Genomic DNA, 24,581 nt, shown 5'->3' on the forward strand with positions numbered 1-24,581 from the left:
GGCGACGACCGTGACGAGCGCGTCGTCTTCCGCCCCTTGGTAGACCCAGGAGAAGGCCTGGGTGTCGTCGAGGAGGTGCGCGCGCATGAACAGCGCGGTCCAGCGCGCGGAGGCCTCGATGGCGAGGGCCTGCTCGGTCGTCGGCGCGTTGGGGTCGGGGCTGGACTCGGGCGGGTTGTCCTGGCTGGTCAGCCCGTAGTGGTTCGCCCCGTCGATCTCGACGTAGGCCTTGGGCGGGGTCTCGATCTTCTCGTAGGTCTCGACGGTCTCCTCGACGGTGGCGAGGCTGTCGAGCGCGCCCTGGATCAGCGCGAGCGGGACGCCCATGTTGGGCGTCACCGGGACCGGCCCGTCGTCGATGGGCTTCATGTTGGTCCCGTAAAAGGCCCCCGCGCCGAGGGCCTGTGGCGGGGTGTAGGGTCCGGAGCAGATCGGCGGGGCGCAAGCGCCGGTGATCCCCTGGATCGCCGCGACGCCCCCGAAGGAGTGGCCGAGGGCCCCGAGGGCGTCGGGGTCGATGGCCTCGAACAGCTCGGACTCGGGGTCGGCGGCGAGCGAGCTGAGGTGGGCGTGGGCCTCGGTGATGCTCTCGGGGCTCGCAAACAGGGCCCCGCCGAAGCCGGGGGAGGGGTGGTCGGGGACGGCGACGACGAAGCCCCACGCGGCGACGGCCTGGGCGTAGGGCGCGTAGTAGGTCCGCGGGACGAGGGCGCCCTGCAAGAGCACGAGCAAGGGCGCGGGCGCCTCGGCGTCCGCAGGGTAGTAGACGTCGGCCTCGTCTCCGGAGTCGGGGAGCGTGAGCGTGAGGCTCTGGACGTCGCCATACAGCGGCGCGGGCGGACCCTCGGAGCCGGTCTCGGTCGTCTCGGTCTCGGTCGTCTCGGACCCGGAGTCCGTGGCGTCGTCGCCGGTCTCGGTTTCGGTCGCCGCTTCGGCCCCGCCCTCATCTTCGACAGGCGGCGACTCGCAGGCGAGGCAGAGGACGGGGACGAGGAGGGCGAGGGGCTTCGCGCGCATGCCCTTGGCTAGCATCCCTGGCGCGTCGCGCTCGCGGTCGGGCCGTGACACCGACCACGGATGGTCGACGGCCCGCGGGCCTGGGGGAGCGGGCTCACTCGATGGGCGGAGGCGGAGGCGGCGGCTCGCCGAAGCACACGCCGATCTCGAGGATCATGTAGAGCAGCACCAGCTCCTGGGGGTTGAGCCCCGCGTGGCTCGTGCTCGAGTTCTCGAAGGTGCTGTACATCATGCGCCCGCAGCCGTACTGGCCGGTGATGGCCATGGGCCGCTGCTGCTGCGGGTTGACGTCGCAGCTCGAGCACGGGCCCTCGACGAAGGACTTGGGCCCGACGTTGACCAGCTCGCCCTCGGCGTCCTCGACCAGGATCTCGTTGATCTGGTCGATGCCCGAGTAGTTGAGCACGGTCTCGATGGCCGGCAGCATGAACAGGGTCGGCTGGCCGCCGCCGATGTCCTTGAGCGCGTTGGGCAGGGCCTCGAGCCAGGCGAGCAGCTCGGCGTCGACGACGATGGCGATCGAGGTGTAGGCCGGCTGGATGTCGGGCATCGCCGGGCTGTTGAATTCTTGGTAGGTCGGGAAGGTCTCCTCGATGTACTCGTTGGAGTGGTCCGTGGCGTAGAGCTTGCCGCCGGCCTCGACGTAGGCGCGGATGTTCTGGGCCCGGGCCGCGGGCACGCTCGGCGCCCCGCTCCAGTACTTCGTGGCCGCGCAGGGCACGAAGATGATGTGGTACTGGCTCATCAGGTCGAGGTTGTCGAGGAAGGCGCCCTGATCGGTGTCGCTGATCAGGTCGAAGTTCTCGGTCCCCTGGATGAGGTTGCCGTTGGCGTCGACGGAGCCCATGCCGAACTTGGCGAGGACGTTGTAGACCTTGTCGGGGTTGGTCTGGTAGACGGCGATGCGCGGGATGTACATGCCCTGGGCGGGGTTCCACTGCCCGGGCAAGTTGGTGAAGTTGGGGCCCACGGGGGTGTTGCCGGGGGGCACGTCGAAGTCGACGACGCGCAGGAACTGCCCCTTTTGGACGACGAGCTTCTGGCCCGGCCCGGACACCGTGTTCAGCTCGAAGCTGCCGTCGGCGTTGGTCAGGGTGAAGGGCGTCTCGCAGCCCAGCTCGACACACTCGGCGCAGTAGACCCCGTCGGGCACGGGCTCGACCAGGTCGTCGTCGGTGACGTAGACGAGCGCCCCGCTGATCGGCAGCTCGAGGTTGGGGGCGTAGACGGTGCCGGTCAGGGTCGCGTCGGGGGTGGGCAGCTCCTGGGGCCCGCACTCGTCGTCGCCTCCGTCGTCGGCGCTGGCCTCCGCGTTGCCGCCCCCGTCCATGTCGAGCAGCGGGCCGTCGTCGTTGGTGTCCGCGTTGTCGTCGCCCTGGTCGGCCTCGTCCCCGCCGTCGTCGGACAGGGTGCCCGAGATGCCCGTGTCGGTGGTGCCGGCGCCGCGTCCGTCGTCGCCTCCACATCCGGCGAGGGGGGAGGCGGCCAGGGCCACCGCGGCGAGGAGCGAGATCGTCAGATTCGAGCGCGACATGGGAGCACCATCCAGGAGTTAGCCAAGGGGCGCGCGGGTCAGGAGAGCACCGCGTGCCAGCGTCTCCATGCTAGGGCGAGAGCGCGCGCGAGGGCAATCATCATTTTTTGAGTCGTGGACGCGGGGCAGGGAGGGTGTGGCGTCGCCCACGACGGCCAAAGCACACAGAGGGTTGGCCAAACTCGTTTTGGCCGACCCTTGGACCGTTGGTGAGGGGGCAATGACGACACCACCCAACGCGGATTTCCGGCCTCGCGTCAGTCGCGGGCCAGGAGCGCCGCGGCGTCTTCGAGCTTGCCCGCGACGGCGAGCAGGCCGACGACGACCTCGGCCTGGTCCGGGTCGTTGGTCGGCAGCACGCCCGCGCGGACGCCCAGCTTGCCGCCGGGCCCGTGCGCGAGCTCCACGGCCGGTAGCGACGCGGGGAGCCGGGCCTTGGGCACGATCCGCCACAGCCCGACGGCGCCGCGGGCGAGGAGGCGCTGGAGGTGCACGGCGACGTGGCCCATGTGGACCCGCGCGTTGACCTCGACGACCGGGCGCAGGCGCAGCTGGCCGCGGAGATCCCGGTGGAGGATGGCGTCGACGCCGACGGGGCCGACGTAGCCCGAGGGCGCGAGGCGCTCGGCGAGGCGCTCGGCGGTGCAGCGCCACACGGCCTCGAGCCAGCGCGGATCGTCGCCGTCGCCGTGGAGGAAGCGGGCCAGGCCCGAGTCGAGGCCCGTCGTCGGGCGCCCGAGCACGGCCCCGAGGTACTGCCCGCGGGCGTCGACGAGGACCCGGCCGACGCCCTCGATGCGCGCCCGGCCGGGCTCGGGGATGATCAGGCGCAGGGACAGGTCGGCGACGCGATCGAGCCACGGCTCGACGACGACCAGGCCCTGACGCGCGAGGGTGTTGCGCAGCCAGCCGAGCTCGGCGGGCTCGGGGCCGCCAGGCAAGACGCGTCGGATGCCCCGACCGGCGGTGCCGTGCTTGGCCTTGCAGGCGACGACGGCGTGGCCGAGGGCGCGGAAGCGGGCGATGGCCTCGAGCGCCTCGTCGAGGCTGCGGGCGACCCGGCCCACGCTGTCGAGCGGGCTCAGTCGATCGGCGAAGGTCACGTCGCCCTCGAACTCGCGGAGCACGGTTTCGAGCAGGCCGACGCCGAGGGCCTTGCTGAGCAGCTCCCGGGACGCGTCGTCGCTCGGCGCGGTGTCGAGGCGGGCCTGGGCGCGCAGGGCTCGCAGGCGCGCGCGCATGCGCGGGCTCCAGGCCCAGGGCTGGACCCGCTCGATGGCGTCGAGGGGCGGCCGGGATGCGCTGCGTTCGAAGCGGGCGGCGAGGGCCCCAGCGTCGCCGTCGAGCTCGGGCACCTCGAGGAGCTCGGGGAGGGCCACGCCGGCCTCGCGCAGAGCGGTCAGGAAGGCCTCGGAGGGGCGCCGACGGACGAGCACGACGTCGTCGGGGGCGGCGTAGAACAGCGCGAGGGCCTCGAGGTCGCGGGTCCGGGCGAGGACCTGGGGCGGGGCCGTGTGCCCGCCGCGGGGGCCCTGGCTCAGCTCGTGCTCGGCGTTGGGGTCGAACAGGTGGACGACGGGTCGGCGCCCGCGGTGGTGGGGCAGGTTGGCCATGGCCGCGACGTAGGCCTCGCTCAGCCCGGCGCGGCGGCGGCCCTCGGCGTCGAAGCCCCGGCCCTTGGCGCGGCGCAGGCTGACCGGGGCCACGAGGGCGTCGCGGTGGCGGGCGATCAGCTCGCGCTCGGGGCCCTCGACCCAGCGCTCGAACCACCGCAGGCCAAAGCCGACGTGGCGGATCTCGTCGGCGTAGATCGTGGCCATCAGCGCGGCGCTGCGTCCGTCGCCGAGGCCCTCGAACAGCGCCGCGTAGTGGGCCGCGTGGTCGAGGTTGGCCTGCTCGAAGGTCAGGCTCATGTGCGCGACGAAGGCCGCCGGGCTGTCGAGCTCGGCCACGGTCCGCCAAAAAAAACCGCCCAGGGGGGCGTCGCCCAGCCGCGCGCCGAGCTCGGCCATGCGCTCGAGGTAGAGGCCGAGGTGGCGCTGCTCGTCGCGGATCGTCGCCGCCAGGCCGCGGCGAAAGGCCGGCGGCGCGTCGGGGAAGCGCAGCAGGGCCAGGGCCATGAGCTCGATGGCGAGGAGCTCATGGTTGGCGAAAAAGTGCAGCGCGCGGCCGCGGGCGCCCGCGTCGGCGAGGGCCGCGTCCTTGGCGAAGGGCTCGGCGCGGGGCTGAATCGCCAGCGCGGGGGCGCGGCCTGGATCCACCCGCCCGCGCAGGGCTGGACCGCGGCGCGCGTCGGCGAGGGGCAGGGGGCCCGGGTCGAAGAGCTTGTCGGCGAGCGCCGGGCCGTGCAGCAGGCGCTCGGCGAAGTCGCGCAGCTCGAGGGGCCCGGCCATCCGCCCGGTCATAGCAAGCAACTCGCGCGTTGACAGCCGAGGGCTCGCCGCCGTACCCATGGCGGGTGAGCGGCGCAGATCGGGAACTCGCGGACGAGGGGGCGCCCTCGACCCCCGCTGCCCCGACTGGGCCCGCGCTGCTCCATGAGATCGGCGCGCTCTACGAGCTGCGCCAGTGGACCGGCGTCGAGGCCGTCAACGCCTTCCTGGCCCTGGGCTGGGTGCTCCTGCGCGTGTCCGACGGGGCCTCGGTGCCGCACCTGGTCGGGTGGCGGCGCAGCCTGGGCGAGCCCGAGCTGCCGAGCTTCGTCGAGGACGAACGGCGCGAGCGCGAGGCCCTGCTCGAGGCCGTCAGCGCCGACGGCTTCGAGCTCGAGTAGCTCGGCCCCTCCTGGGTCAGCCCGGCTCAGGCCTCGGCGGGCGCGGCCGCTTCCTCACCTGGGTCCGCGGGCGCGTGGAACACGAGCCTGCCCTCGCGCACCTCGAGCCGCCCCCGACCGTCCTCGTTGTCGAGCAGGGTCTGGCCGATCGCGTCCCCGAGGGCGCGGTAGGCCTCGAACTGCTCCTCGCTGAAGAACTGGTCGGCGGTGCTCTCGTGGGGGAAGTCCGGGTTGTAGCGCTGGTAGCGCGCGAGCACCGGCGAGATGTCCTCGGTCAGCGAGGACTTCACGTAGATGAGGGTGCCGGTCTGCTCGTCGCCGTGCTCGTCCTCGCCGTACTCGATCTTGCCGATGACCCAGTGGGCCTTCGAGCGCCGCTTGCCCAGGTTCTCGCGCCGCAGCCGCTCGTAAGTCTCGCCGTCGAGGTTGGTGACGTCGAGCTCGCCCTCGTCGTACTCGAAGGGCTCGAGGTCGATCTCGATGTGGACCCCCAGATCGATCTCCGCGTAGCGCATGAGCGAGACCAGGCCGACGAAGTTCATGTCCGGATCGCGCTCACCGTCGACGGCGATGATCAGCTTGCAGCGCCGACGCAGCAGCTCGTAGATGCCGAGGTTCTCGAGGTGGCCGCCGTCGGACACGTTGATCAGCGGCTTTTGGGTGCTCAGGCTGCCCAGGGCCTCGCGCACGAGGTAAAAGGGGCCCGGCCGGAACCAGCCCACGGGCGCCTTGGGCGGGGCGAAGGCGTCGGCCGGGGCCTTCTTTTGGTCGAGGCGGTGGATCTCCGCCGGGTTGGGCAGCCAGTAGCCCATGCGGAAGTTGAGCAGGGTCATGACGAAGGCCAGGGTGCCCGGGGTCAGGGCGCCCATGTTGGGGGCCGCCGCCGCGCCCGAGATGGCCATGGCCGTGCCCAGGTTCAGGTGGGAGTCGATCTTCTCGAGCCTCCTGGTGGGTTGGTAGCCCGTGCGCGGCCCCCCGCAAAAGTGCTTACTGAAGATGAAGAAGTCCGATTTGCGCCCGCGCAGGCTGCCCTCGTCGCCGCTGGTGATGTTGAGCACCACGTTGATGAGGTGGTAGGGGGCGGGGCTGTACTTCTTGGCGGGATCGGTCTCTTGTTCGAGCTCGATCTCCTTGTTGAGCTCGGACAGCCGCAGCTCGTCGCAGTGCACGAGGCGCTCGTGGTCGTCGCCCTGCTTCCCGGGCTCCTTCTCCTGGAACAGGTAGGCCTTGCTCAGCCGGTCGCGGTAAAAGCCGTGCAGCGAGGCGACGTTGACGTCGTAGAAGAACAGCACGTAGAGGGTGGTGCCGGCGGCGATGAGCAGGAAGGCCAGATCGCCGATCATGGTCTGGGAGCTGGGCTCCCCCCACAGGCCCAAGCGCGCGCCGTCCATCTCGAGCAGCAGCTCTTGGTTGGTCAGGACCTGGCGCTGGTGCACCCGGAAGGAGCCGAGGCAGGGGTCGAGGGCGTCGGCGCTCAGCGGCAGGGGGAGCGCCTGGCCTTGGCCCTCGACCTCGGGCCAGGCGCAGCTGGCCTCGGCCTCGCGGTCGCTGGTGCCGAAGAAGCGGTTCACGTCGTCCTGGGGCGTGTGCCCCTTGTTGGCGGCGACGATGGGCAGGCAGGCGTGCTCGCTGGCGAGGGCCTGGAGCCCTTCCTGACCCCCGGGCCAGCGCTCGGCGAGCTCCGGAGCGATCACGAGCCACTCGAGGGGCGCGTCGGGGTCGCAGCGAAGCTGGCCGTCCTCGCCCTCGATGAAGGGGGCCGTGCGCACGACCTGGATGAGCTCGCCCGGCCTGAGGCTCAGGCCGGGGTTCTTGTCGAGGACCGCGTGCTCGAGGCGTTCGTGGGCCTGACGGGCCGCGCAGTTGGGCGGGTTGTCGGGCGGGTGCTCGCTGGCGAGGGCCTCCTCGGACGGGCAGTTGGCCTCGGCGTGGACGTCGTCGTGGAGGGTCCCGCGGTGGGTCGCGGCGGCGACCTCCTCGAGGTCCGCCTGCAGCGAGGAGGCGAGGAAGGGCGAGTCGATCTGGACCAGGCAAAGGCCCATGTAGAGGCCAAAGAGCGTGGCCGGGCCGAGCAGGCCGGCCAGGCCCAGGAGCACCGAGGTCGGCAGCTTGCGGAACAGCCAGACCAGGCCAAAGAGCCCGACGACGACGCCGAGGGCCAGGAGCACGCTGCGCTGGACCGGGGTGTTGCGGGGGTCGAAGCGATCGGCCAGGGCCTTGCCGGGGCTCCAGTTGGTCGCGGTGATCTCGATCGCGGCCGAGATCAGATCGACGAGGGGCTCGGCGACGAGGCTGAGCAGGACCAGGCCGAGGCCGAAGGACAGGGACAACTCGAGCCTGTCTCGCCCGTTCCAGCGCATGCCGTAGCCGGGGACCGAGCGGAGGAAGGGGACGAGGCAGATCGCCAGCACGAACAGGGCGCCGAAGATCGGGAAGACGTTGAGGTGGGTCCGGCCCGAGAGCACCGCGTAGTCCGGCCACAGCCCGCCCTCGTAGGCGAGCTCGGTCAGGAACACGGCGATCATGATCGTCGGCAGGACGATCAGCAGGCTCAAGATGATCCCGCGGATGATCACCATCGGCAGGCGCAGGGACTCGAGCAGGGAGCCCGAGGACAGGTAGCGGCTGGCGTCGCGGAGGTGGTGGAGGGCCGGCGGCTCGCTCTCGCCGGTCTCCTTGCGCACCGGGAAGGGCTCCTTGGTCTGCCGGGGGTCGTTGAGCACGGCGGACAACATCGAGCCCGTGAACCCGCCGCCGGACACCGTGGACAGGTAGTCGACGTGCTCGAACAGCCCCTTGCGGGCGAGGGCCTGGATCACGCCGAGGCCGAAGGTCGCCGAGCGGATGCCGCCGCCGGACAGGCACATGCCGACCAGATCGTGCTCGGGCGAGGGCTCGTCGAGGGGGAGGCCGTCCTTGGGGTCGATGCTGCCCAGCGGGATGTCCCGCACCGCTCGGCGCTTGCGGATCTCCCCGACCTCAGCCTCGAAGACCTTCTTGGGCAGGGTGAAGTCGCTGGTATCGATCGCCTCGGGTGCCTGCGGGGCATCCCCATCCCCACCGTTGGTAGCGGTCATCGACGCGATCCTAGCACCGTCGCGGGGCCGGCTTGGGGGTCATCGGTGTGCCGTCTTGGCAGTGGTCCTTGGATCGTGTCGCGGTCCCCGTGGGAACACCTCGCGCTCGCGGCGACGAGGGTCGATGCGCGCGTCCGAAGGTTCAGGGCGAGCGGGGGCGCCTTCGACCCCCACGCACGGGGATCCACACGCCGAGGCTCAGCCCGACCCCGAGCTCCACGCCGCCGGCATGGATGGATTGGTCGGGCGCCGGGCTGTAGCTCGTTGGCTCGCTCAGCGTGCGCCCCGGCTCGACGGACAGGCCGAGCTCGATGGGGACGGCGACGCGCAGGGCGACGGCGCCGAGCTCGAAGCGCAGCCCAGGCTCGACGCGGAGGGTCGCCCCGAGCAGCGGGCTCGGGTCGTCGTCTCCGTCTTCGTCGGCCGCGTCTTCGATGCGGTCCTCCACGGTCCAGGGCTCGACGTGAGCGGCGAGGTAGATGGGCAGCTCGAACAGGGACCAGCGCGGGATCCAGCCCGCCCCCAGGTGAACGCGGGTGCGCACGATGTCCAGGCCGTCATCGCGCACGCCGAGGACGCGGGCGCCGACGCTCACCCCGAGGCCCCTGGGCATGCGCAGGTCGAGGCCGAGGCCGCCGCCGAAGCCGTGGGACTCGAATTCGCTGCCGAGGCCGAAGAGCGCGGCGGCGTGGGCCTGGGGGGCGAGCTCGAAGAGCACGGGGCGCTCGGGCTCGGGCTCAGCTTTAGGCGCGGGTTCGGGCTCAGCTTCAGGTTCGGGTTCGGGTTCGGGTTCGGGCTCGGGCTCGAGCAGCTCGGCGGGTCGCTCGACGTCTTCGGCGTCCGCCTCCACGGCGTCGTCTTCGATGGCCGCGACGAGGTTGGCGAGGGCCGTCGAGAGGGCCCGCGGCGCCAGCTCGGGGTCGGCGTCGAGCCCTCGGTACCAGGCGCGGCCGTCCGAGAGGATCAGCGCGAGCTCCCAGCGCGAGCCCTCGAGCTGGCGGAGCTCGACGTGGGCGTGGGTCTGACCCTCGCAGCTCGGGTCGACGCCCCCGTCGGCCGCGCGCACGCGCACGCCGGGAAGTCGGAGCTCCACGGCGGGGGCGAGCTCGGCGTAGGGGAGCTCGCCGCTGCGCACGGCGAGGTCGCACACGCGCGTTTGCTCGGGTTCGCCGCTTGGAGGCGCGAGGGCCAGGGCGCCGGCAAAGCTGAGCGGGAGGCAGAGCAAGGGGAGGTCAGCATACACGGCCGAGAGCCGCGGGCAGCCTCGACGGCTCCGCGCGGCTCTTGGCGCAAGACTGGATCAGGCGCCGGTGTCGGCGGGGTCGCCCTCGGTATCGGCGGGGTCGCACTCGCACTCCTCACCCGCGCTCGGGCCTCGACGGATGGGCTCAGGGATCGCCCACGGCGGCCGCGGCCGCGGCCGCGTGGACGCCCTCGGGGTAGTCGTCGAGGTAGCTTCGCCAGCAGGTGGGGCGCGCATCCTTGGCGCTGCGCCGGCACAGGCCCGCGCGGGCGTCCTCGACGAAGCGACCCTGGGGAAAGCGCTCGAGGTACTCGGACCACAGGGCTCGCTCGCCCTGGCGATCGCCGCGTTGGCGCGCGAGGGTGAACAGGTCGCCGTAGGCCAGCTCGGCGTAGCGTCCCTTGCCGGCGAGCCCCACGATCGTTCGAAAGCGCTGGCGCGCGCCCTCGAGGTCGCCCTCGGCCCACAGCGCTTGGGCCTCGGCGTCGAGGGCTTTGACGCGGTCGCGGACGGTCTCGGCGGGCTCGGGCTTCGAGGCCGCTGCAGCCTTCGCTGCCTTCGCTTTCCCGCGGCGAGGCCGGGGAGGCTCGGGCTCGGGCTCGGGCTCGGGGCCGGGCTCGTCGCCGCTCACCGGCGGCGTGTCCGTGTCGACCGCTTCGAGGCGCTCGCGGGCCGGCGGTGCCGGTGGCGTGAGCCGATGGGCGCCTCCGCGTTGGCCGCGGCCGGTGTCGAGGTACTCGGCCTCGCTGCCGAGCCGGGTCGCGCTAGCGTCGTGGGCGTCGAAGGCGTCGAGCACCCGGGGCCCCACGACGACGAGCCCGGCGAGCACGGCCGCGAGCGCCAAGGCGGGACCGAGCCAGGCGCGCCGCGAAGACCCGGAAGCGGGCGCGCTCGCGTCGGTCGGGCTGGGCGCGAAAGGGCGAGCGTCCTGCCTTTGCGGGGCCATCGGCGCCGGGGGGATGGGCGCGAGTCGACGCGCGTTCGCGTCGCCCTCGATGTGCGCGCGAGCGTCGGCCAGGAAGAGCTCCAGGTCGGCCTCGGAGATCGACGCTGGCTCGTCGAATTCGACGGGCAGCTCCACGACGGGCGCGAGGGCGTTGACCTCGTCGAGCTGTTCGTCGGACACGAGGTCCGCGGCCCGGGCAGCGGCGATCATCGCCGCGAAGTCGGGGCTCAGCGTGCGCCGCTCTCGGCGGATGTCGGCCGCGAGCTGATGGCGCGCGGGGCCGAGGAAGGCGTCGAGCTGCGCCTCGCTCCAGCTGGGGTCCGTGCGGTCGTCGCGGTGGCTCATGACTGCCGGGCTCGTTCAGCCGCGCTGCGCCAGCAGCTTGCGGACGCGCGCGCGCGCCCGGCTAGCCCGGACGGCGAGGTTGTTGGGGGTGATGCCGAGCTGGGCGGCGGCCTCTTCGATGCCCAGGCCCTCGAGCTCGCGGAGCACGAAGGCCGCGCGCAGGTGCTCGGGGAGCTCCTCGAGCACGGCGTTGAGCTGGGCGACGCGCTGCTGGGCGAGGAGCTCGCGGTCGGGGGCGGGCGCGGGGCCGCGCTCGCGCTCCACGTCGCGCACGGCGAGGAGCTTGGCGTGGGCCTTCTTGGTGCTCTGGGTCGAGCGCCAGTGCCCGCGCGCCACGTTGACCCCGATGCCGTGGAGCCAGGTGGTGAACGCCGCCCGACCGTCGAAGCGCTCGATCGACGAGAGCGCGCGGACGAAGGTCTCTTGGACCAGCTCCTCCGCCGTGCTCGCGTCGCGGCACATGTAGCGCATGTGCCGGTAGAGGCCGTCGAAGTGGTCCTGGTAGAGGCGGGCCCAGGCCTGCATGTCGCCCTGGCGGGCGCGCTTGATCAGGGCGTGTTGGACGTCGCGGGCGGAGTCGTGGCCCTGGACCTGCGGGGGGGATTCGGTGGGCGACCTGGGGGGCGCCTGGAGTCTGAGGAGGGTGGGCTTGGAGCGCTCCACGAGTAGTGGTGCCCTGGCTCCCCTGGGAATTTCAGTGCGCTTACAAAAAACCGCCCGAACGCTGTTCAGTCGCCTGTCACTGCGGGCAGCTCGAGGTGGAAGCTCGCCGACTCGCCCGGCTGGTTCTCCAGCCGCAGCTCGCCCCGGTGCTCGGCGACGATCCCGTGGCTCACGGCCAGGCCCAGGCCCGTGCCCTTGTCTCGGCCCTTGGTCGTGAAGAAGGGATCGAAGATCGAGGACACGACCGCCTCGGGCACGCCGCCGCCGTAGTCGGTGACGCTCAGCCGGACCCAGGGGGCGCCCTCGCGGGTGAAGGTGGAGCCGCGCAGCTCGATGGCCTTGCGCTCGTCGAAGTCGGGGTAGCGGGCCTCGAGGGCGTCGCGGGCGTTGGTGACCAGGTTCATGATCACCTGCTGGATCTGCTGGACGCGGCAGCGCACCTTGGGCAGGTCCTCGGGGATGTCCACGCGCAGCACGATCTGGTTCTTGCGCAGCACGGTGCGGACCAGGGACAGGGTGCCCTCGACGACGTCGACGAGGGTGGCCGGGCTGGCCCCCCGGTCGCCTTCCTGGCGCGAAAAAGCGAGCAGGTTGCGGACGATCGCGGCGACGCGCTCGGACTCGTGGCGGATCTCCTCGGCGAACTCGCGGTTGAGCTCGTCGATGTCGGCCGAGGTCGCGATCAGCTCGGCGTAGTTCATGATGCCCTGGACCGGGTTGTTGATCTCGTGGGCGACGCCGCTGGCGAGGGTGTCGATGGACTCGAGGCGCTGCTGCTGGCGCAGCTGGGCCTCGAGCTTGGCCTTGGCCGCGGCGGCCTCGCGGCGCTCGCTGATGTCCGTGGCCACGCACACGATGCTGTCGACGCGGCCGTCGACCTGGATGGGCGACAGGCGCAGGGTGTACCAGCACGGATCGAGGCCGGGCAGCTCGGCCTCGAGCTCGAGCTCCTGGCCGCGGGCCTCCTGGATGACCTGGGCGATGGCGCGGCGCAGCCCCGGGCGGTGCTGGTCGGACACGAACTCGAGCACCGAGCTGTGCGCGACGTGGCGCGGGCTGAACTCGGACAGCTGGTTGGTGACCACGATGGCGCCGCGGCGATCGAGCTGCATGACGACGTCGGGCAGGCCCTCGACCAGGGAGCGCCAGCGGACCTCGCTCGAGCGCAGGGCGTCGAACAGCCGGGCGTTCTCGAGGGCGCTGCCGGCCTGGGCCATGAGCAGGTGCAGGACCCGGAGGCGGGCGATGCCGAAGCTCCCGGGGCTGAGCTTGTTCTCGAGGTAGAGCACGGCCATGAGCTGGCCGTGGTTGACGATCGGCACGCACATCACCGAGCGCACGCGCTCGGCCTGGATGTAGGCGTCGTTGGCGAAGCGCAGGTCGCTGATGGCGTCGTCGAGGGTCAGGGCCTCGCGGGTCCGCTCGACCCAGCGCACGAGGGTGATGGGCAGCTCCTCGGCGGCCTCCTCGATGGGCACGGGGGCGTCGAGCATGGTCTGGGTCTCGGCCGCGTCGCCGTCGGCCCGGGCCGAGAGCACGACGCTCAGGTGCCCGGACTGCTGCGCGAGCAGCAGCACCCCGCGGTCGGCCCCGGCGTTCTCGATGGCCACGGCCATGATCCGCTCGACGACCTGATCGAGCTCGATGGCCTCGGCGATGGCCTGGGAGATCTTGTGCACGGAGCTCAGGTCGAGGCTCTCCGTGGAGGTCGAGTTGCTGGTGTAGCCGTGGGTCGCGGGGCCCGTGTGGGTCAGGTCGCGCTCCTCGTAGCGGGCCCGCTCGGAGCTCAGCTCGGGCCACTCGGCCTCGATCGCGGCGGTCTTGGTGAACGCGCCCCAGTAGTGGTAGCGGCCCCGGGCCTCGCGGATCGGGCCGCTGGCGAGCTCGTCGAGGCCGGCGTCGCGGGCCAAGGTCGCGAGGCGCTCGAGGGCGATGGCCTCGACGAGCAGATCGCGGCGCTGCGCGGCGGCCCGGCGCGCGGCGACGAAGCGGGCGAAGGCGGCCAGATCGGGGTCGTCGAGGGCGCACAGCTCGGCCTCGAGCAAGAGCGCGAGGTGCTCGAAGTTGTGGGCCCCGTCCTCGGCCCAGGCGCGCAGGCGCTGGAGCTCGGCCTCGACCACGGCGCGCAGGGGCGCTCGCTCGGCGTCGGGGCTCGAGGCGTAGACGGCCGCCGCCGACAGCCCGCGGATCAGCGCGAGGTTGGCGAGGTGCCAGGGCTCGGGCAGCACGCGCTCACAGGCCGGGGCGTGGTCGAGGATGGCCAGGCTGCGCTCGGGGTGGCCGAGGACGTAGGTCAGCGTGGCCTCGAGGGCGCGCACGGTGTAGCGGGCCCGGGCGTGGGGCAGGGCCCCCTCGTGCTCGGCCATGCCCAGGGGATCGTCGAGGTCGAGGGTCGAGGTCTTGCCCTCGAGCAGGGCGTTGGCGAAGCGGAAGTGGGCGAGCAGGGTGGGGATGAAGCTCTGCGTGCCCCACTGCTGGAGGCGGTGGACGGCGACCTCGGCCGTGCGCTCGAGGGTGCGCAGGTGCAGGCCGCTGGCCAGGCCCACGCTGATGTGCATCGCCGTGGTGTGCCCGGCGTACTCGAGGTCGCCGACCTCGAGGGCGATGCCCACGGCGTCGCGCAGCGGGGTCAGGGCCTGGGCGTAGGGCTGCAGCCAGGTCCGCAGCTGCCAGTAGCTGGGCTCGACGCGGTGCCGCGGGCAGCTCGAGCCCTCGCGCGCGGCGAGCTGGCGGGCGACCTGGGCGAGCTCGAGGGCGAAGCCGCGACGGCCCAGGCGCGCGGACACCAGCGAGGCGACCTGGACCAGGGCCAGGGGCGCGCTGGGGTGGCGGCCGTGGGCGAGCAGCAGCTCGAGGTGGCGGCAGGCCAGGTGCAGGTGGAGCTCGCGGTCGACGTTGGACGCCACCGGGGCGAGGGCCGTGAGCACGTCGAGCACGGCCTTGAGCTGGGGCTCGCGGATGCGCTTGCGCTTGCGCAGCCCCTCGACCTCGAGCTCGGCGAGGGCGGGGAGGAGCTCGCGCAGCTGAGCGACGTTGGGGTCCGCGTCGGGATCCGGGGTGGCGTCGTCGTCGGGGCAGGGCTCGGGCGCGGCGTCGTGCCTGGGCTCGCCGACGCGCTCGCCCGCGGCCTGGGGGTCGAAGTCCGGGAGCTGCTCGAGGCCCAGGCGCGCGAGGCCGTCGAGGCCGGTCCCGACGGCGAGGGCGTACTCGCCGACGAGGCTGCGCATCTCGATGTGCTTGGACACGGCCCGGCCGATGTCGTCGGGGGACAGGGGCGCGTCGAGCAGGCTGGTGAAGCTGGCCTCGGCGCGGGTGTACTCGTTGGACAGGGCCAGGGCCTGGCACAGCCCGAGCTCGAGGGCGAAGCGCAGCCGGTGGCCCGGCGCGCCCGGGGCCGGGAAGGGGCTGCCGTCGGCGAGCAGCTGGACCCCCGCGCCGAGGTAGCGGGCGGCGACGGTCGCGGCCGAGCTGGTCAGGGCTTTGTAGCCCGCGAGGGAGTTGAGCTCGGCGAGGTGCTCGCGCTCGAAGTCGTCGAGGGCGGCGATGCTGGCCTCGGCGCGGGCGGCCGCGTCCGCGGGGGACTCGTCGACCAGGGGGATCAGCCCGTAGCCGAGGTCGATGTGGTCGACGAGCTCGAAGATGTTCTCGCTGAGCTCGGGGATCTCGACGCGCTCGAGGCGTTGGGCGCCGATGATCCGGTGCAGCTCGACGCGCCGGGCGGGGCCGGCCATGTGGTAGGCGACCTCGCGGATGCGGTCGTGGGTGAAGGCGTACTGGCCGTCCTCGGTGGTCGCGACCAGGCCCTCGTCGACGAGCTGGATGATGCCGGCGTCGACGTCGACGGGCCCGTCCATGCCGCCGAAGCTGCCGCCAGCGGAGCCGTCGTCCGTCTGCGACACGAGGCCCTCGAGGGTCGCGCGATCGAAGCGCGAGCCGATCACCGCCGAGTGGACCAGCAGCTGGCGCAGCGGCGGCGCGAGGCGGCCGAGCTTGTCGGTCATCATCGCCAGCAGGTCGTCGGGGATGCCGGCGGACTCGATGGCGCGCTCGTTCCAGGTCCAGCCGTACTCCCCGGGCACGAGCAGCTCGAGCTCGACGAGGTGGGCGAGGAACTGGCGGACGAAGAAGGGGTTGCTGTTGGTCTTGCGCGCGACGAGCTCGGCGAGGGTCTCGACCTCGGCGACGGGGCGGGCGAGGGCGTCGGCGATCAGCCGGACGACGTGGTCGCGGCCCAGGGGCTGCAGGTGCACGGTCTGCAGCTGGTTGCGCTCGTGCTCGAGCAGCTCGTGGATCTCGCGCAGGGGGTTGCTGGGCGAGAGCTCGTCGCCGCGCAGGGTCACGACCACGAGCAGGGCCGCGCCGGGCTCGGCGAGCACCGTGGCCAGCAGCTCGCAGCTGGCGGCGTCGGCCCAGTGCAGGTCGTCGAGGGCGAGGACCAGGGGGTGCTCGGGCTTGGCGAAGGCGGCGATGATCCGCGCGCAGGCCAGGGGCAGGCGGGCGTGGGCCTCGACGGGGCCGGGCATGTGCCCGGTCTCGTGGTCGAGCACGGTCTTGAGCTTGGGCGCGAGCTCGGTGAGGTCGCCGGCGAGGGCCCCGAGCTCCCGGCGCAGCTCGACCCGCCAGCGCTCGAGGGCCTCGTCGCTCTCGGTCAGCAGCTGGTCGGCGAGGCTCGAGAACACCGAGATGAAGCCGGCGTAGGGCTTGTCGCGGAGCTCGCGGGTGAACTTGCCCCGGGCCAGGTAGCCGCGGCGGACCATGACCGGCTCGTGCAGGGTCTCGATCAGCGCGCTCTTGCCGATGCCGCCGGGGCCGACGAAGGCGACGGCGCGCGGCCGCCCTCGGGTGGCCGCGCGGAGCTCTCGGGCGAGCAGCTCGATCTCGGCCTCGCGCCCGTAGAGCTGGGCCGGGAGCTGCAGCGCCGTGGGGATGTCCTCGCTGCCGAGGGTGAACTCGTCGAGCTCGCGGCCCTCGGTCAGCGCCTCGGCCAGGCGCATGAGGTCGCGGTGCAGGCCGCGGGCCGACTGGTAGCGGTGCTCGGGCGCCTTCTCGAGCAGCTTCATCACGATCTCGTCGAGGGCCTTGGGGACCTCCGGGCGGATGCGCTGGGGCGGCTCGGCTCGGCGCGCGAGGTGGGAGTGGATGATCTCGAGGGGGCTGTCGCCGCGGAACGGCCGGCGCCCGGTGAGCAGCTCGTAGAAGGTCACCCCGAGGGAGTAGAGGTCGCTGCGGAAGTCGACCTCGTGGCGCGTGCGCCCGGTCTGCTCGGGCGAGACGTAGGGCAGGGTGCCCTCGACGACGTCGGGGTCGTTGAGGTTCTCGCGCTCGCTCTCGAGCAGCACCGAGATGCCGAAGTCGGCGATCCACACCTTCTTGGTCTCGGGGTCGATGAGCAAGTTGGTGGGCTTGATGTCGCGGTGGATGACCCGGTGGTTGTGGACCTTGGTCAGGTTGTCCGTGACCTGCAGCGCGATGTCGAGGAACTCGGCGATGGCCAGGGGTCTGCCGCCGGCGTGCTCTTCGAGGTTTCGGCCCTCGCACCAGTCGAGGATCAGCGTGAGCCGATCGCCGGCGCGCTCGAGCGCGAGGGCCTGGACCACGCCCTCGACCTCGAGGCCCTGGATCAGCCGAAACTCGTGCTCGACCCGGGCCTCGATGCCCTCGTCCGTGGCCAGCTCGTAGACCTTGGCCACGACCGTGCGCTGGTCCGCCTCGCGCACCGCGGCGAACACCTGCGCGTGCCGGGTCGCCCGGAGCAAGCGCAGCGTGCGGTATCCATCGAGGAGCAGCTTCATCGAGGAGTTCGAGCCTCCTCCACGATACACGCCGGGGTCGGGGGCGTGGTGGGCAACTTCGCGCGTGGGCTGAGTTCGGTTAAGCTGCGCACCGATGCGCGACGCAGGTTTTGTTTCGCTGGTGGGGGCGGGTCCCTGGGATCCAGAGCTGTTGACCCTCGCCGGTCGCGATCGACTCGCGCGCGCGGACGTGGTCATTGCCGACTATCTCGCCAACCCAGCATTGTTGATGCACTGCCGCCCTGACACTCTGATCCTCCAGCGCGTGCGCGGCAAACACTCCGGCCCGCGCTTGGCCCAGGACGAGGTCAACCGACTGCTCGTCGAGCACGCCCAGGCGGGCAAGCGAGTGGTCCGCCTCAAGGGGGGCGATCCGATGATGTTTGGGCGCGGCGCCGAGGAGGCCAAGGTCCTGCGCGCGGCGGGCGTGGACTACGAATTCGTGCCGGGGGTGTCGTCGCCCATCGCGGCGCCAGAGGCCGCTGGCATTCCCATTACCCACCGCTCGCATACGCCCTCGGTCAGCTTCGTCTCGGGCTACGAGGCCTACGAAAAGGCAGGTTTGGCCGTGGCCTGGAAACACCTGGCGAACAGCGCGGGGACCCTCGTGTTGATGATGAGCGTCAAGAACGCGCGGACCAACGCGGCGAAGCTCGTCGACGCGGGTCGGGAGCCGAGCACCCCGGCGGCGGTGGTCCGTTGGGGGACGCGCGGGATTCAACAGACGGTGGTTGGCACGCTGGCGGACATCGCCGACCGCATGGATGCGGCCCAAATACGGCCGCCAGCGGTGATGGTCGTCGGCGACGTCGTCAGCCTGCGCGAGCAGCTCGCGTGGCTCGAGCGCCGACCGCTCTTTGGTCGGCGCGTGGTCGTCACCCGCGCGGCTCGCCAGTCTGGAGGACTGCTGCACGCGCTGGCGGGTGCGGGCGCGGACGCGGTCGCCTTCCCCTGCCTCGAGGTCGCCGCGCCCGAGCCCGCCGAGCGCGAGGCCCTCGACGCGGCCCTGGCCCCCGATCGCCTGGCCGGGCTCGAGGGCGTGATCGTCTCGAGCCCCAACGGCGCCGACGCGCTCTTCGACGCCCTCGCGCGCCTGAACCTCGATGCCCGGGCCTTCGCCGGGAAGTTGCTCGCGGCGATCGGCACGGGCACGGCGGCGCGCTGCCAGGCGAAGGGTCTGCGCCCCGATCTCATCCCCGCCAAGGCGCGCTCCGAGGGGCTCATCGAGCTCCTGCGCGCGCGCGGTCTGCTCGGGGGTCGCTGGCTCCACGTCCGCGCCGACCAGGGCCGCAAGCTCCTCGCCGAGGCGATCTCCGAGGCCGGCGGCAGCATCGAGCTGGTCATCGGCTACCGGACCGTGCGCCCCGAGGTGCCCGGCCTGCTCCTCGACAGCCTGCGCCCCGTGGCCGACGGCGGCGAGGGCTACGACGCGATCTGCTTCGCCAGCGGCCGGACGGCGCGGCACTTCCTCGAGACCACGGGCGAGCGCTTCGGCGCCGACGCGGCCCGGGGCTTCCTCGAGCAGGCGAAGATCGTCGCCATCGGTCCGGTCACCGCCGACGCCCTCGCGGCCCTCGACCTGCGCGTCGACGCCGTGGCGGACACGCCCTCGGACGCGGGCATGGTCGAGGCGGTCAAGGGCCTGTTCCCGAAGGCCTGAGCTCGCTCTGAGGCGTGGACGTGGGGCAGGGAGGGCGTGGCGTCGTCCACGACGGCTAAAACAGACAGGGACTGTAAAAATTTCACAGTCCCTGAGTCGTGGACGTGGGGCAGGGAGGCGTGGCGTCGCTCGGCTGGCGGCGCCCCTCCGGGGGCTCATTGCTGCTCGGGGGAGGCGCGGCGCTCGTGGAGCTTGGTGCTCAGGCTGCGGGTCAGCATGAGCAGGAACTTGGCCGCGCCCGCGCCCTGGGCCCGGATCAGCGCGTCGAGGTTGCGCTCGCTCAGGGCGAGGACCCGGGCGCCCTCGCTGCCGGTCAGCACGTCGCTCATGCGTTCGTTGCCCGAGAACAGCGCGACCTCGCCGACCACGGCGCCCGGCTCGCGGACCACGGCCACGCGCCGGCCCTCGTCCCAGACCTCGAGGCTGCCGGTGAGCAGGACGTAGAGGGTGCGCGAGCTGTGGCCCTTGCGGATCAGCACGGACTCGGGGGCGCACGACAGGGCGTGGCTGTTGCCGAGCAGGGCGTCGAGCTCGTCGACGTCGAGCTGGCCCAAGAGCGCGGCGAGGCGGTCGAGGGACAGGGTCTCCTCGACGGAGGCCCAAAAAGCCTGGCTGTCCTGGGCCTCGCTGACGACCTGGTTGCTGCGCGCCAGCCGAGCGCTCAGCCGCCGGGCGGTCATCCGCGGCCGGGTCCAGCGCTCGAACACAGGGGCCAGCGGCGAGCCGATCGCCCGCGGGTGGCGGTCGTCGCCGATCGGCAGGGCGAGGCGGACCAGGGTCCCGTTTTGGGGGTGCTCGGCGAGGCCGTAGGGGCGGTGGCCCAGGCGCGACCACACGTTGACGAGGTGGGGCTCGCAGTCGGCGACGACCAGCTCGGTGCCCTGCTCGACCACGTGCTCGAGCATGGTCATCTGCAAGAGCGTGGCCACGGGGCCCCGGCGGTGATCGGGGTGGACGAGCAGGCGCGAGCCGAGGGCGATGTCGGACTCTTCGATGAGGTCGGTGAAGCGCTCGATGTCGAAGAGCTCGCGGGTCTCGGCGTCGAAGCGGCCCTCGCCGCCCCAGTGCAGCCGGGCGGTGCCGACGACCTCGCCCTGGTGCGTGACCACGAACAAGGCGGCGTGCTCGTCGATGGCGTCGCTGAGCGTGCGCCGCTCGTGGTCGGCCTCGTCGACGAAGAGCTTTTGGCGCTCGACGTAGAGGGCGTAGCGCAGGCGGTAGGCGGCCTCGCGCTCGGCCGCGTCGGTGCTCAGGTGGGCTTCGTAGGCGTGGGGATCGGTGGTCATCGGTCACCTCCAGTAGGGTTTGTCGAGCCAGGCAAAGCCGTGGCGCCGGCCGAACTCCCAGTGGTCGAGCTCGTCCTCGGCGTCAGGGCGGTGGGGGTCGGGGGCGGCCCCCCGGCGCAGCTGGATCCACACGCGCTCGCCCTCGCGGCGGACGTAGCCCGTGCGCCGCCGCCAGTCGGCCTCGGTCCACGACTCGAGCGCGGCCTCGACCACGGGGTGCATGCGGCGGTGGTTCCACAGCGCGAAGCCTTCGCCGCTCGCCTCGGCGCTGTCGCCCGTGGCCCAGTCCTCGACGAGGCGCTCGCCCTCGGGGCCGCGCAGGCTCAGCAGCAGCTGGCCGTGTTCGTCGACGCGCGCGTCGACGTCGGCGCGGGGGTGGAAGATCAGCCGCCCGCTCGCGTCTCGTTCCCGGGCCATCATGCAGCCCGCGTCGACCTCGGCCACGCCGTAGCCGTGCAGGAAGAGCAGGGTGTCGACGTGGTCGGCGAGCCAGCTGCGGAGGCTCGCCTCGAGGGTGCGCGGCGTGGTGTAGCCGCCGCTGGTCACGAGCAGGGTGCGGGGGACCGGGCGGCCCGCGTCGAGGTGCTCGCGGAGGGCGTCGGCGAGGAACAGCGACTGGCCGATGAGGATCGTCGGCATGGCCTCGGCCGCGCCCAGCTGCAGGGCTCGGGACAGGACCCGCGGGCTCAGGTAGCTGTCGACCACGACCCCGGCGGACATGAAGCCGATCGCGGCCGGGTAGGCGTTGATGGCCAGGGGGAGCTTCCCGGCCAGGGCCGCGCCGATGTCCGGCCAGCGAGCCAGCGCGGCGCTGAACAGGCCGGGGCGGTCGCGGAGCTTGCGAAAGCCCTCGGGGCCAGTCTGCGTGCTGCCCGCGGAGTAGGACAGGACGTCCCCGGGGTGGAGGTCGAAGGTCGAGCCTGCGGTCATCTTCGCCGACGGAGTGTCGGCGGGCAGGGGAGCCGATCCATCATCGCGCGCTCGCGTGTCGGCGGGCCTTGGGGGCGCGCTGGAGCAGCGCGGCGAGGCTCGGCCGGACGAGCTCGCGCTCAGCCTCGGCGTAGGCCTGGCGCCGCGCGTCGAGGCTAGCGAAGCCGTCGGCGGGCGGGCCCGCGTCGTCTGTGTCCGCGTCGTCGAGGACGAAGCGCGGCTGGGCGAGCAGGCTGCGGACGAGGGCCCGGCCCGGCGCGCCGCAGCGGGTCATCAGCCAGGCCGCGAGGGCCCAGGCGAAGGCCGCGTGCCCGCGCTCTTGCGCGGCGACCGTTGCCCAGGTCGCGCGCACCCGCGGGTCCCGGGCCCGGGCGGCGCACAGGCTCAGGTGGTGGGCGGCGAGGGTCTCGGCGACGCAGGCCTCCACGAGGGTCTCGCGGAGCAGGGTGAGCGCGTCGACCTCGGGGCGGCGGGGGAGCTCGACGGGGCCCAGGGACAGACCTCGAGCTCCGTGACGGCGCGCCTCGGCTAGCGCGAGGCGCGCGTGCTCGCGCTCTTCGAGGGCGCCGCGGCGGGCGGTCTCGACGAAGCGGGCGGGGGCGCCGAGGACCTCGAGCTCCGCGGCGAGGCGCTCGAAGGCGGGCACCGAGGCGGCCTCCGAGCGCGCCCGTCGGAGCCAGGCCTGGGCCGCCGCGTCGCCGAGGCTCCCGTCCGCGCCGAGGACGAGGGCGGGCAGCCGCGGCCGACCCGCGTCGAGGGCGGGCCGGCCCTCCGGGGGACAGCCCATCAGCATCTCGACGTAGGCCCCCTCGTTGACGAAGGCCTCGCACGCGGCCCCGCACAGGCTCATCTGCTCGCCTTCGATCAGCCAGACCCAGCCCTCCTCGGCGGGGCAGGCCATGCCCTCGCGTTCCACGTGGTCGACCTCGACGTCGTCGAGGCTGACCGAGAGGTAAGGGACGTTGGAGGGCGGGTAGTCGACGAACTCGAACACGCAGGGCTCGGGGTCGTCGGGGTCGGCGAAGCCCTCGACGATGGGCTCGAAGCAGGGGACTCCGGTCTCCGTCGACGCCTCCGTGGTGGTCTCGGTGGTCGCGCCAGACTCGCTCGAGCCCGTGTCCTCGGTGGTCGTCTCGGACTCGCCCGAGCCGGATCCCGTGCCTCCCGTGTTGGTGTCCACCTCGCCGCTGTCGCCCTGCTCCTCCCCGGCCTCGTCATCGCCGTCGCCGTCGAGGGCCCGGGTCGCGCAGCCGAGCTCCATGCCCAGGGCGAGGCTCAGGGTCAGCAGCGCGCGAAATTCTCTCAGCTCCATGCCCCGAGGCTACCAGGCGAGCCGCGCTCGGCTGAGCTGCCAAAACCATCAGCCCTGGCCCGCGCGCGTGCGCGCGAGGACGCGGCGCTCGAACACGAAGGTCCCGCCCGGGAGCAGCGAAGCGACGAAGGCGAGCGAGGTGCGGCCGAGGCCCCAGCGCTGCGCGGTGGCGACGGCGACCAGGGCCTGGAGGTAGATCAACACCAAGATCCCGTGGACCCAGCCGATCCACCCCTGACCGCCGTCGAGCGCGATGGACGCGAGCATGCGCAGGGGCATGGACACGCCGACCATGAGCAGCAGCGACGCGCCCTCGAAGCGCGCGACCCAGGTGAACCATCGCAGGTGGCGGGCGCCCAGATCGAGGTCGGTGTCGATGTTGGTGTCGGCGTCGGGGAGCCGGCTGGCGGCGAGGCTGGCGAGCGCGCCGAGGGCCGCGGACAATCCGAGCGCCCAGCCCAGGGCGAGCGCTCCGCGGCTGACCATCACGAAGGTGGCCGCGCAAAAGCCCGCGGCGGCCAGGCCAGCCCCGAGCGCGGGGCGAGGACGGGAGGCCGCGAGCAGGGCCCCCGTCGAGGCCACCAAGCTCGCGCCCATGGCCTGGAGCACCCAGGGCTCGAAGCCGCGGCCGCTCGCCTTCATCAGGGCGTAGCCGGCGATCCAGCTCAGCACGAGCCCCGCGGTGGTGGTCCACTGCGCGGCGGTCAGGCGCGCGCCTCGATCCTGGGCGCAGGCCGACGACCACAGGCCGCTCGCAAAGATAGCGAGGGCGACGAACTTGAGCCAGCGCCAACCAATCCAGGTCATGGCGCGGACTTCGTGAACGACCGGGCGGCGAGCCAGGCGTGGATCCGGGCGTCTCGGGCGAGGGCGCGGCCGTCTTCGTCGGCGACCCGTCGCCAGCGCTCGAGGTGCCGGGGGGCCATGACGTGCAGGCGCTCCTCGCCGTCGAAGAAGGTGTAGATCGTCGAGGAGCGGTTGCCCCGGAGCATGGCCAGGGCGGCCTCGAGGGCCGCGGGGGTGCGGGGGTGCTCGGCGTCGAGGTTCGAGGTGGGGGCGAGGCCGGCCGCGCCGCTGGCCGCCCAGATCAACACCGGCGACTTGGCGCAGGCGCGGGCGAGGGTCTGGGGCGCGCGGGCGCGGCCCTCGGCGATGTCGAGGAGGGCGAGGTTGAGGGCCGGGCCGACGCGGGCGGGGGCGTGGCGCTGGGCGTGCTCGAGGTCGGCGCGGGCCTTGGCGGCCTCGCCGAGGCGGCGCCACAGCTCGCCGCGGTAGGCGTGGGTGGCCACGTGGGCCAGGGGCGCGTGCAGGCGGAAGCTCGCGTCCCAGCGCTCGAGGGCCCGGTCGGACTCGCCGAGGGCGGCCCAGGCCGCGCCCGCGCCGATGTAGGCCCAGCGCGTGCCGCAGCTGCGGACCACGCCCTCGTACTGCTCGGCGGCCCGCTCGTAGCGGCCGAGCCACAGGTTGACCTCGGCGCCGTAGGTGATCGGGAAGGGCGAGCTGGGGTAGCGGCGGGCGAGGGCCTCGAAGGCCTCGACGACCCGCTCGGGGGCCTCGGTGAACAGCAGCTCCTGGAGCTCGACGGCGCGGCCGCGGGGGCTGATGTTGTCGTGCACGCGGACGAGCCGGGTGGGCCGTCGCGCGCCCCCGGGGTCTGGGTTTGGGTTGGGGACGACGCGGGTCGGGAACTGCGAGCGGTTGCCCCCGAATTGGTCGACGGCGGCGAGGGCCAGCTCGGCGAGGACCTCGTTGCTCGCGTCCGGGGGCGCGGCGACGTCGAGGTCCTCGAGCACGATGCGGATGATCGTCGGCATGTCCCCGCGCAGCTCGCCGTCGAGCATGCGCACCTCGATGGCGGTCTGCAGCAGGTGCGCGAGGGCGTGGCAGCGCCGGAAGGGCTGGTGGATGACGTCCTCGTAGGCGCGGGCGTAGTCGCCGGTGTGGAGCAGGGCCTGGGCGTGCCACAGCTTGAGCTCGCCGAGGGCGTCGCCCTGGGGCGGGCG

15 protein-coding genes are annotated in these 24,581 nt (G+C 72.9%); 2 read left to right on the forward strand and 13 right to left on the reverse strand.

Annotated elements, in window-relative coordinates:
• The 3 genes from PPSIR1_RS36735 to PPSIR1_RS44860 all read right to left on the reverse strand — a co-directional run.
• The coding region (locus tag PPSIR1_RS36735) for an alpha/beta hydrolase family protein (protein WP_157596372.1) at positions 1 to 1,017 on the reverse strand (1,017 nt) is incomplete at its 3' end.
• 94 nt (positions 1,018 to 1,111) lie between these two features.
• Positions 1,112 to 2,551 (reverse strand): hypothetical protein, encoded by a 1,440-nt coding sequence (locus tag PPSIR1_RS36740; protein WP_006976350.1) that lies wholly within the window; start codon positions 2,549 to 2,551, stop codon positions 1,112 to 1,114.
• A gap of 257 nt (positions 2,552 to 2,808) precedes the next feature.
• Complete coding sequence (locus PPSIR1_RS44860; RefSeq protein WP_006976351.1) at positions 2,809 to 4,944, reverse strand: DUF455 family protein; 2,136 nt, start codon at positions 4,942 to 4,944, stop codon at positions 2,809 to 2,811.
• Between the two features lie 65 nt (positions 4,945 to 5,009).
• On the opposite strand from PPSIR1_RS44860, the gene PPSIR1_RS36750 reads away from it, so the two are divergent.
• Positions 5,010 to 5,324, forward strand: a complete 315-nt coding sequence (locus PPSIR1_RS36750) for a hypothetical protein (RefSeq protein ID WP_006976352.1) — start codon at positions 5,010 to 5,012, stop codon at positions 5,322 to 5,324.
• Positions 5,325 to 5,350: 26 nt separating this feature from the next.
• On the opposite strand, the gene PPSIR1_RS44865 is transcribed toward PPSIR1_RS36750, so the two are convergent.
• The 5 genes from PPSIR1_RS44865 to PPSIR1_RS50940 form a co-directional block, all read right to left on the reverse strand.
• On the reverse strand, positions 5,351 to 8,401 hold the full coding sequence (locus PPSIR1_RS44865) for a patatin-like phospholipase family protein (protein WP_006976353.1): 3,051 nt from the start codon (positions 8,399 to 8,401) through the stop codon (positions 5,351 to 5,353).
• A 142-nt stretch (positions 8,402 to 8,543) separates the two neighbouring features.
• Positions 8,544 to 9,626 carry a hypothetical protein gene (locus tag PPSIR1_RS48730; RefSeq protein ID WP_006976354.1) on the reverse strand — a complete coding sequence of 361 codons (1,083 nt, stop codon included), beginning with the start codon at positions 9,624 to 9,626 and terminating at the stop codon, positions 8,544 to 8,546.
• Positions 9,627 to 9,789: 163 nt separating this feature from the next.
• Complete coding sequence (locus PPSIR1_RS36765) at positions 9,790 to 10,935, reverse strand: tetratricopeptide repeat protein (protein WP_006976355.1); 1,146 nt, start codon at positions 10,933 to 10,935, stop codon at positions 9,790 to 9,792.
• Positions 10,936 to 10,950: 15 nt separating this feature from the next.
• Positions 10,951 to 11,598, reverse strand: a complete 648-nt coding sequence (locus PPSIR1_RS36770; protein ID WP_006976356.1) for an RNA polymerase sigma factor — start codon at positions 11,596 to 11,598, stop codon at positions 10,951 to 10,953.
• A gap of 65 nt (positions 11,599 to 11,663) precedes the next feature.
• Positions 11,664 to 17,390, reverse strand: a complete 5,727-nt coding sequence (locus tag PPSIR1_RS50940) for a protein kinase domain-containing protein (protein ID WP_006976357.1) — start codon at positions 17,388 to 17,390, stop codon at positions 11,664 to 11,666.
• 94 nt (positions 17,391 to 17,484) lie between these two features.
• Between PPSIR1_RS50940 and cobA the strand changes: the two genes are divergently transcribed.
• Positions 17,485 to 19,050 (forward strand): uroporphyrinogen-III C-methyltransferase, encoded by a 1,566-nt coding sequence (cobA, locus tag PPSIR1_RS48735; protein ID WP_045117484.1) that lies wholly within the window; start codon positions 17,485 to 17,487, stop codon positions 19,048 to 19,050.
• A 155-nt stretch (positions 19,051 to 19,205) separates the two neighbouring features.
• On the opposite strand, the gene PPSIR1_RS36785 is transcribed toward cobA, so the two are convergent.
• From PPSIR1_RS36785 to PPSIR1_RS36805, 5 genes are all read right to left on the reverse strand, one after another.
• Positions 19,206 to 20,336, reverse strand: a complete 1,131-nt coding sequence (locus PPSIR1_RS36785) for a GNAT family N-acetyltransferase (protein WP_006976359.1) — start codon at positions 20,334 to 20,336, stop codon at positions 19,206 to 19,208.
• 3 nt (positions 20,337 to 20,339) lie between these two features.
• Positions 20,340 to 21,266: a hypothetical protein gene (locus PPSIR1_RS44870; protein WP_006976360.1), complete on the reverse strand. Its 927-nt coding sequence runs from the start codon at positions 21,264 to 21,266 to the stop codon at positions 20,340 to 20,342.
• Between the two features lie 40 nt (positions 21,267 to 21,306).
• The gene (locus PPSIR1_RS36795) at positions 21,307 to 22,578 is read right to left on the reverse strand and encodes a hypothetical protein (protein WP_006976361.1); all 1,272 of its coding nucleotides are present in this window, start codon (positions 22,576 to 22,578) and stop codon (positions 21,307 to 21,309) included.
• Between the two features lie 48 nt (positions 22,579 to 22,626).
• Complete coding sequence (locus tag PPSIR1_RS44875) at positions 22,627 to 23,385, reverse strand: DUF3817 domain-containing protein (protein ID WP_006976362.1); 759 nt, start codon at positions 23,383 to 23,385, stop codon at positions 22,627 to 22,629.
• On the reverse strand, positions 23,382 to 24,581 hold a 1,200-nt coding region (locus PPSIR1_RS36805), incomplete at its 5' end, for a hypothetical protein (RefSeq protein WP_006976363.1). The genes PPSIR1_RS44875 and PPSIR1_RS36805, both read right to left, overlap by 4 nt.

Source organism: Plesiocystis pacifica SIR-1 (assembly GCF_000170895.1).
GTDB classification, from domain to species: Bacteria; Myxococcota_A; Polyangia; order Nannocystales; family Nannocystaceae; genus Plesiocystis; species Plesiocystis pacifica.

What these genes read in the sequence shown, in the direction of transcription:
- PPSIR1_RS36740 (WP_006976350.1), bottom strand. Translation starts at nt 2,551, where the DNA reads ATGTCGCGCTCGAATCTGACGATCTCGCTCCTCGCCGCGGTGGCCCTG.
- PPSIR1_RS44870 (WP_006976360.1), bottom strand. Translation starts at nt 21,266, where the DNA reads ATGACCGCAGGCTCGACCTTCGACCTCCACCCCGGGGACGTCCTGTCC.
- PPSIR1_RS44860 (WP_006976351.1), bottom strand. Translation starts at nt 4,944, where the DNA reads ATGGCCGGGCCCCTCGAGCTGCGCGACTTCGCCGAGCGCCTGCTGCAC.
- PPSIR1_RS36795 (WP_006976361.1), bottom strand. Translation starts at nt 22,578, where the DNA reads ATGGAGCTGAGAGAATTTCGCGCGCTGCTGACCCTGAGCCTCGCCCTG.
- PPSIR1_RS36785 (WP_006976359.1), bottom strand. Translation starts at nt 20,336, where the DNA reads ATGACCACCGATCCCCACGCCTACGAAGCCCACCTGAGCACCGACGCG.
- cobA (WP_045117484.1), top strand. Translation starts at nt 17,485, where the DNA reads ATGCGCGACGCAGGTTTTGTTTCGCTGGTGGGGGCGGGTCCCTGGGAT.
- PPSIR1_RS36765 (WP_006976355.1), bottom strand. Translation starts at nt 10,935, where the DNA reads ATGAGCCACCGCGACGACCGCACGGACCCCAGCTGGAGCGAGGCGCAG.
- PPSIR1_RS44865 (WP_006976353.1), bottom strand. Translation starts at nt 8,401, where the DNA reads ATGACCGCTACCAACGGTGGGGATGGGGATGCCCCGCAGGCACCCGAG.
- PPSIR1_RS50940 (WP_006976357.1), bottom strand. Translation starts at nt 17,390, where the DNA reads ATGAAGCTGCTCCTCGATGGATACCGCACGCTGCGCTTGCTCCGGGCG.
- PPSIR1_RS44875 (WP_006976362.1), bottom strand. Translation starts at nt 23,385, where the DNA reads ATGACCTGGATTGGTTGGCGCTGGCTCAAGTTCGTCGCCCTCGCTATC.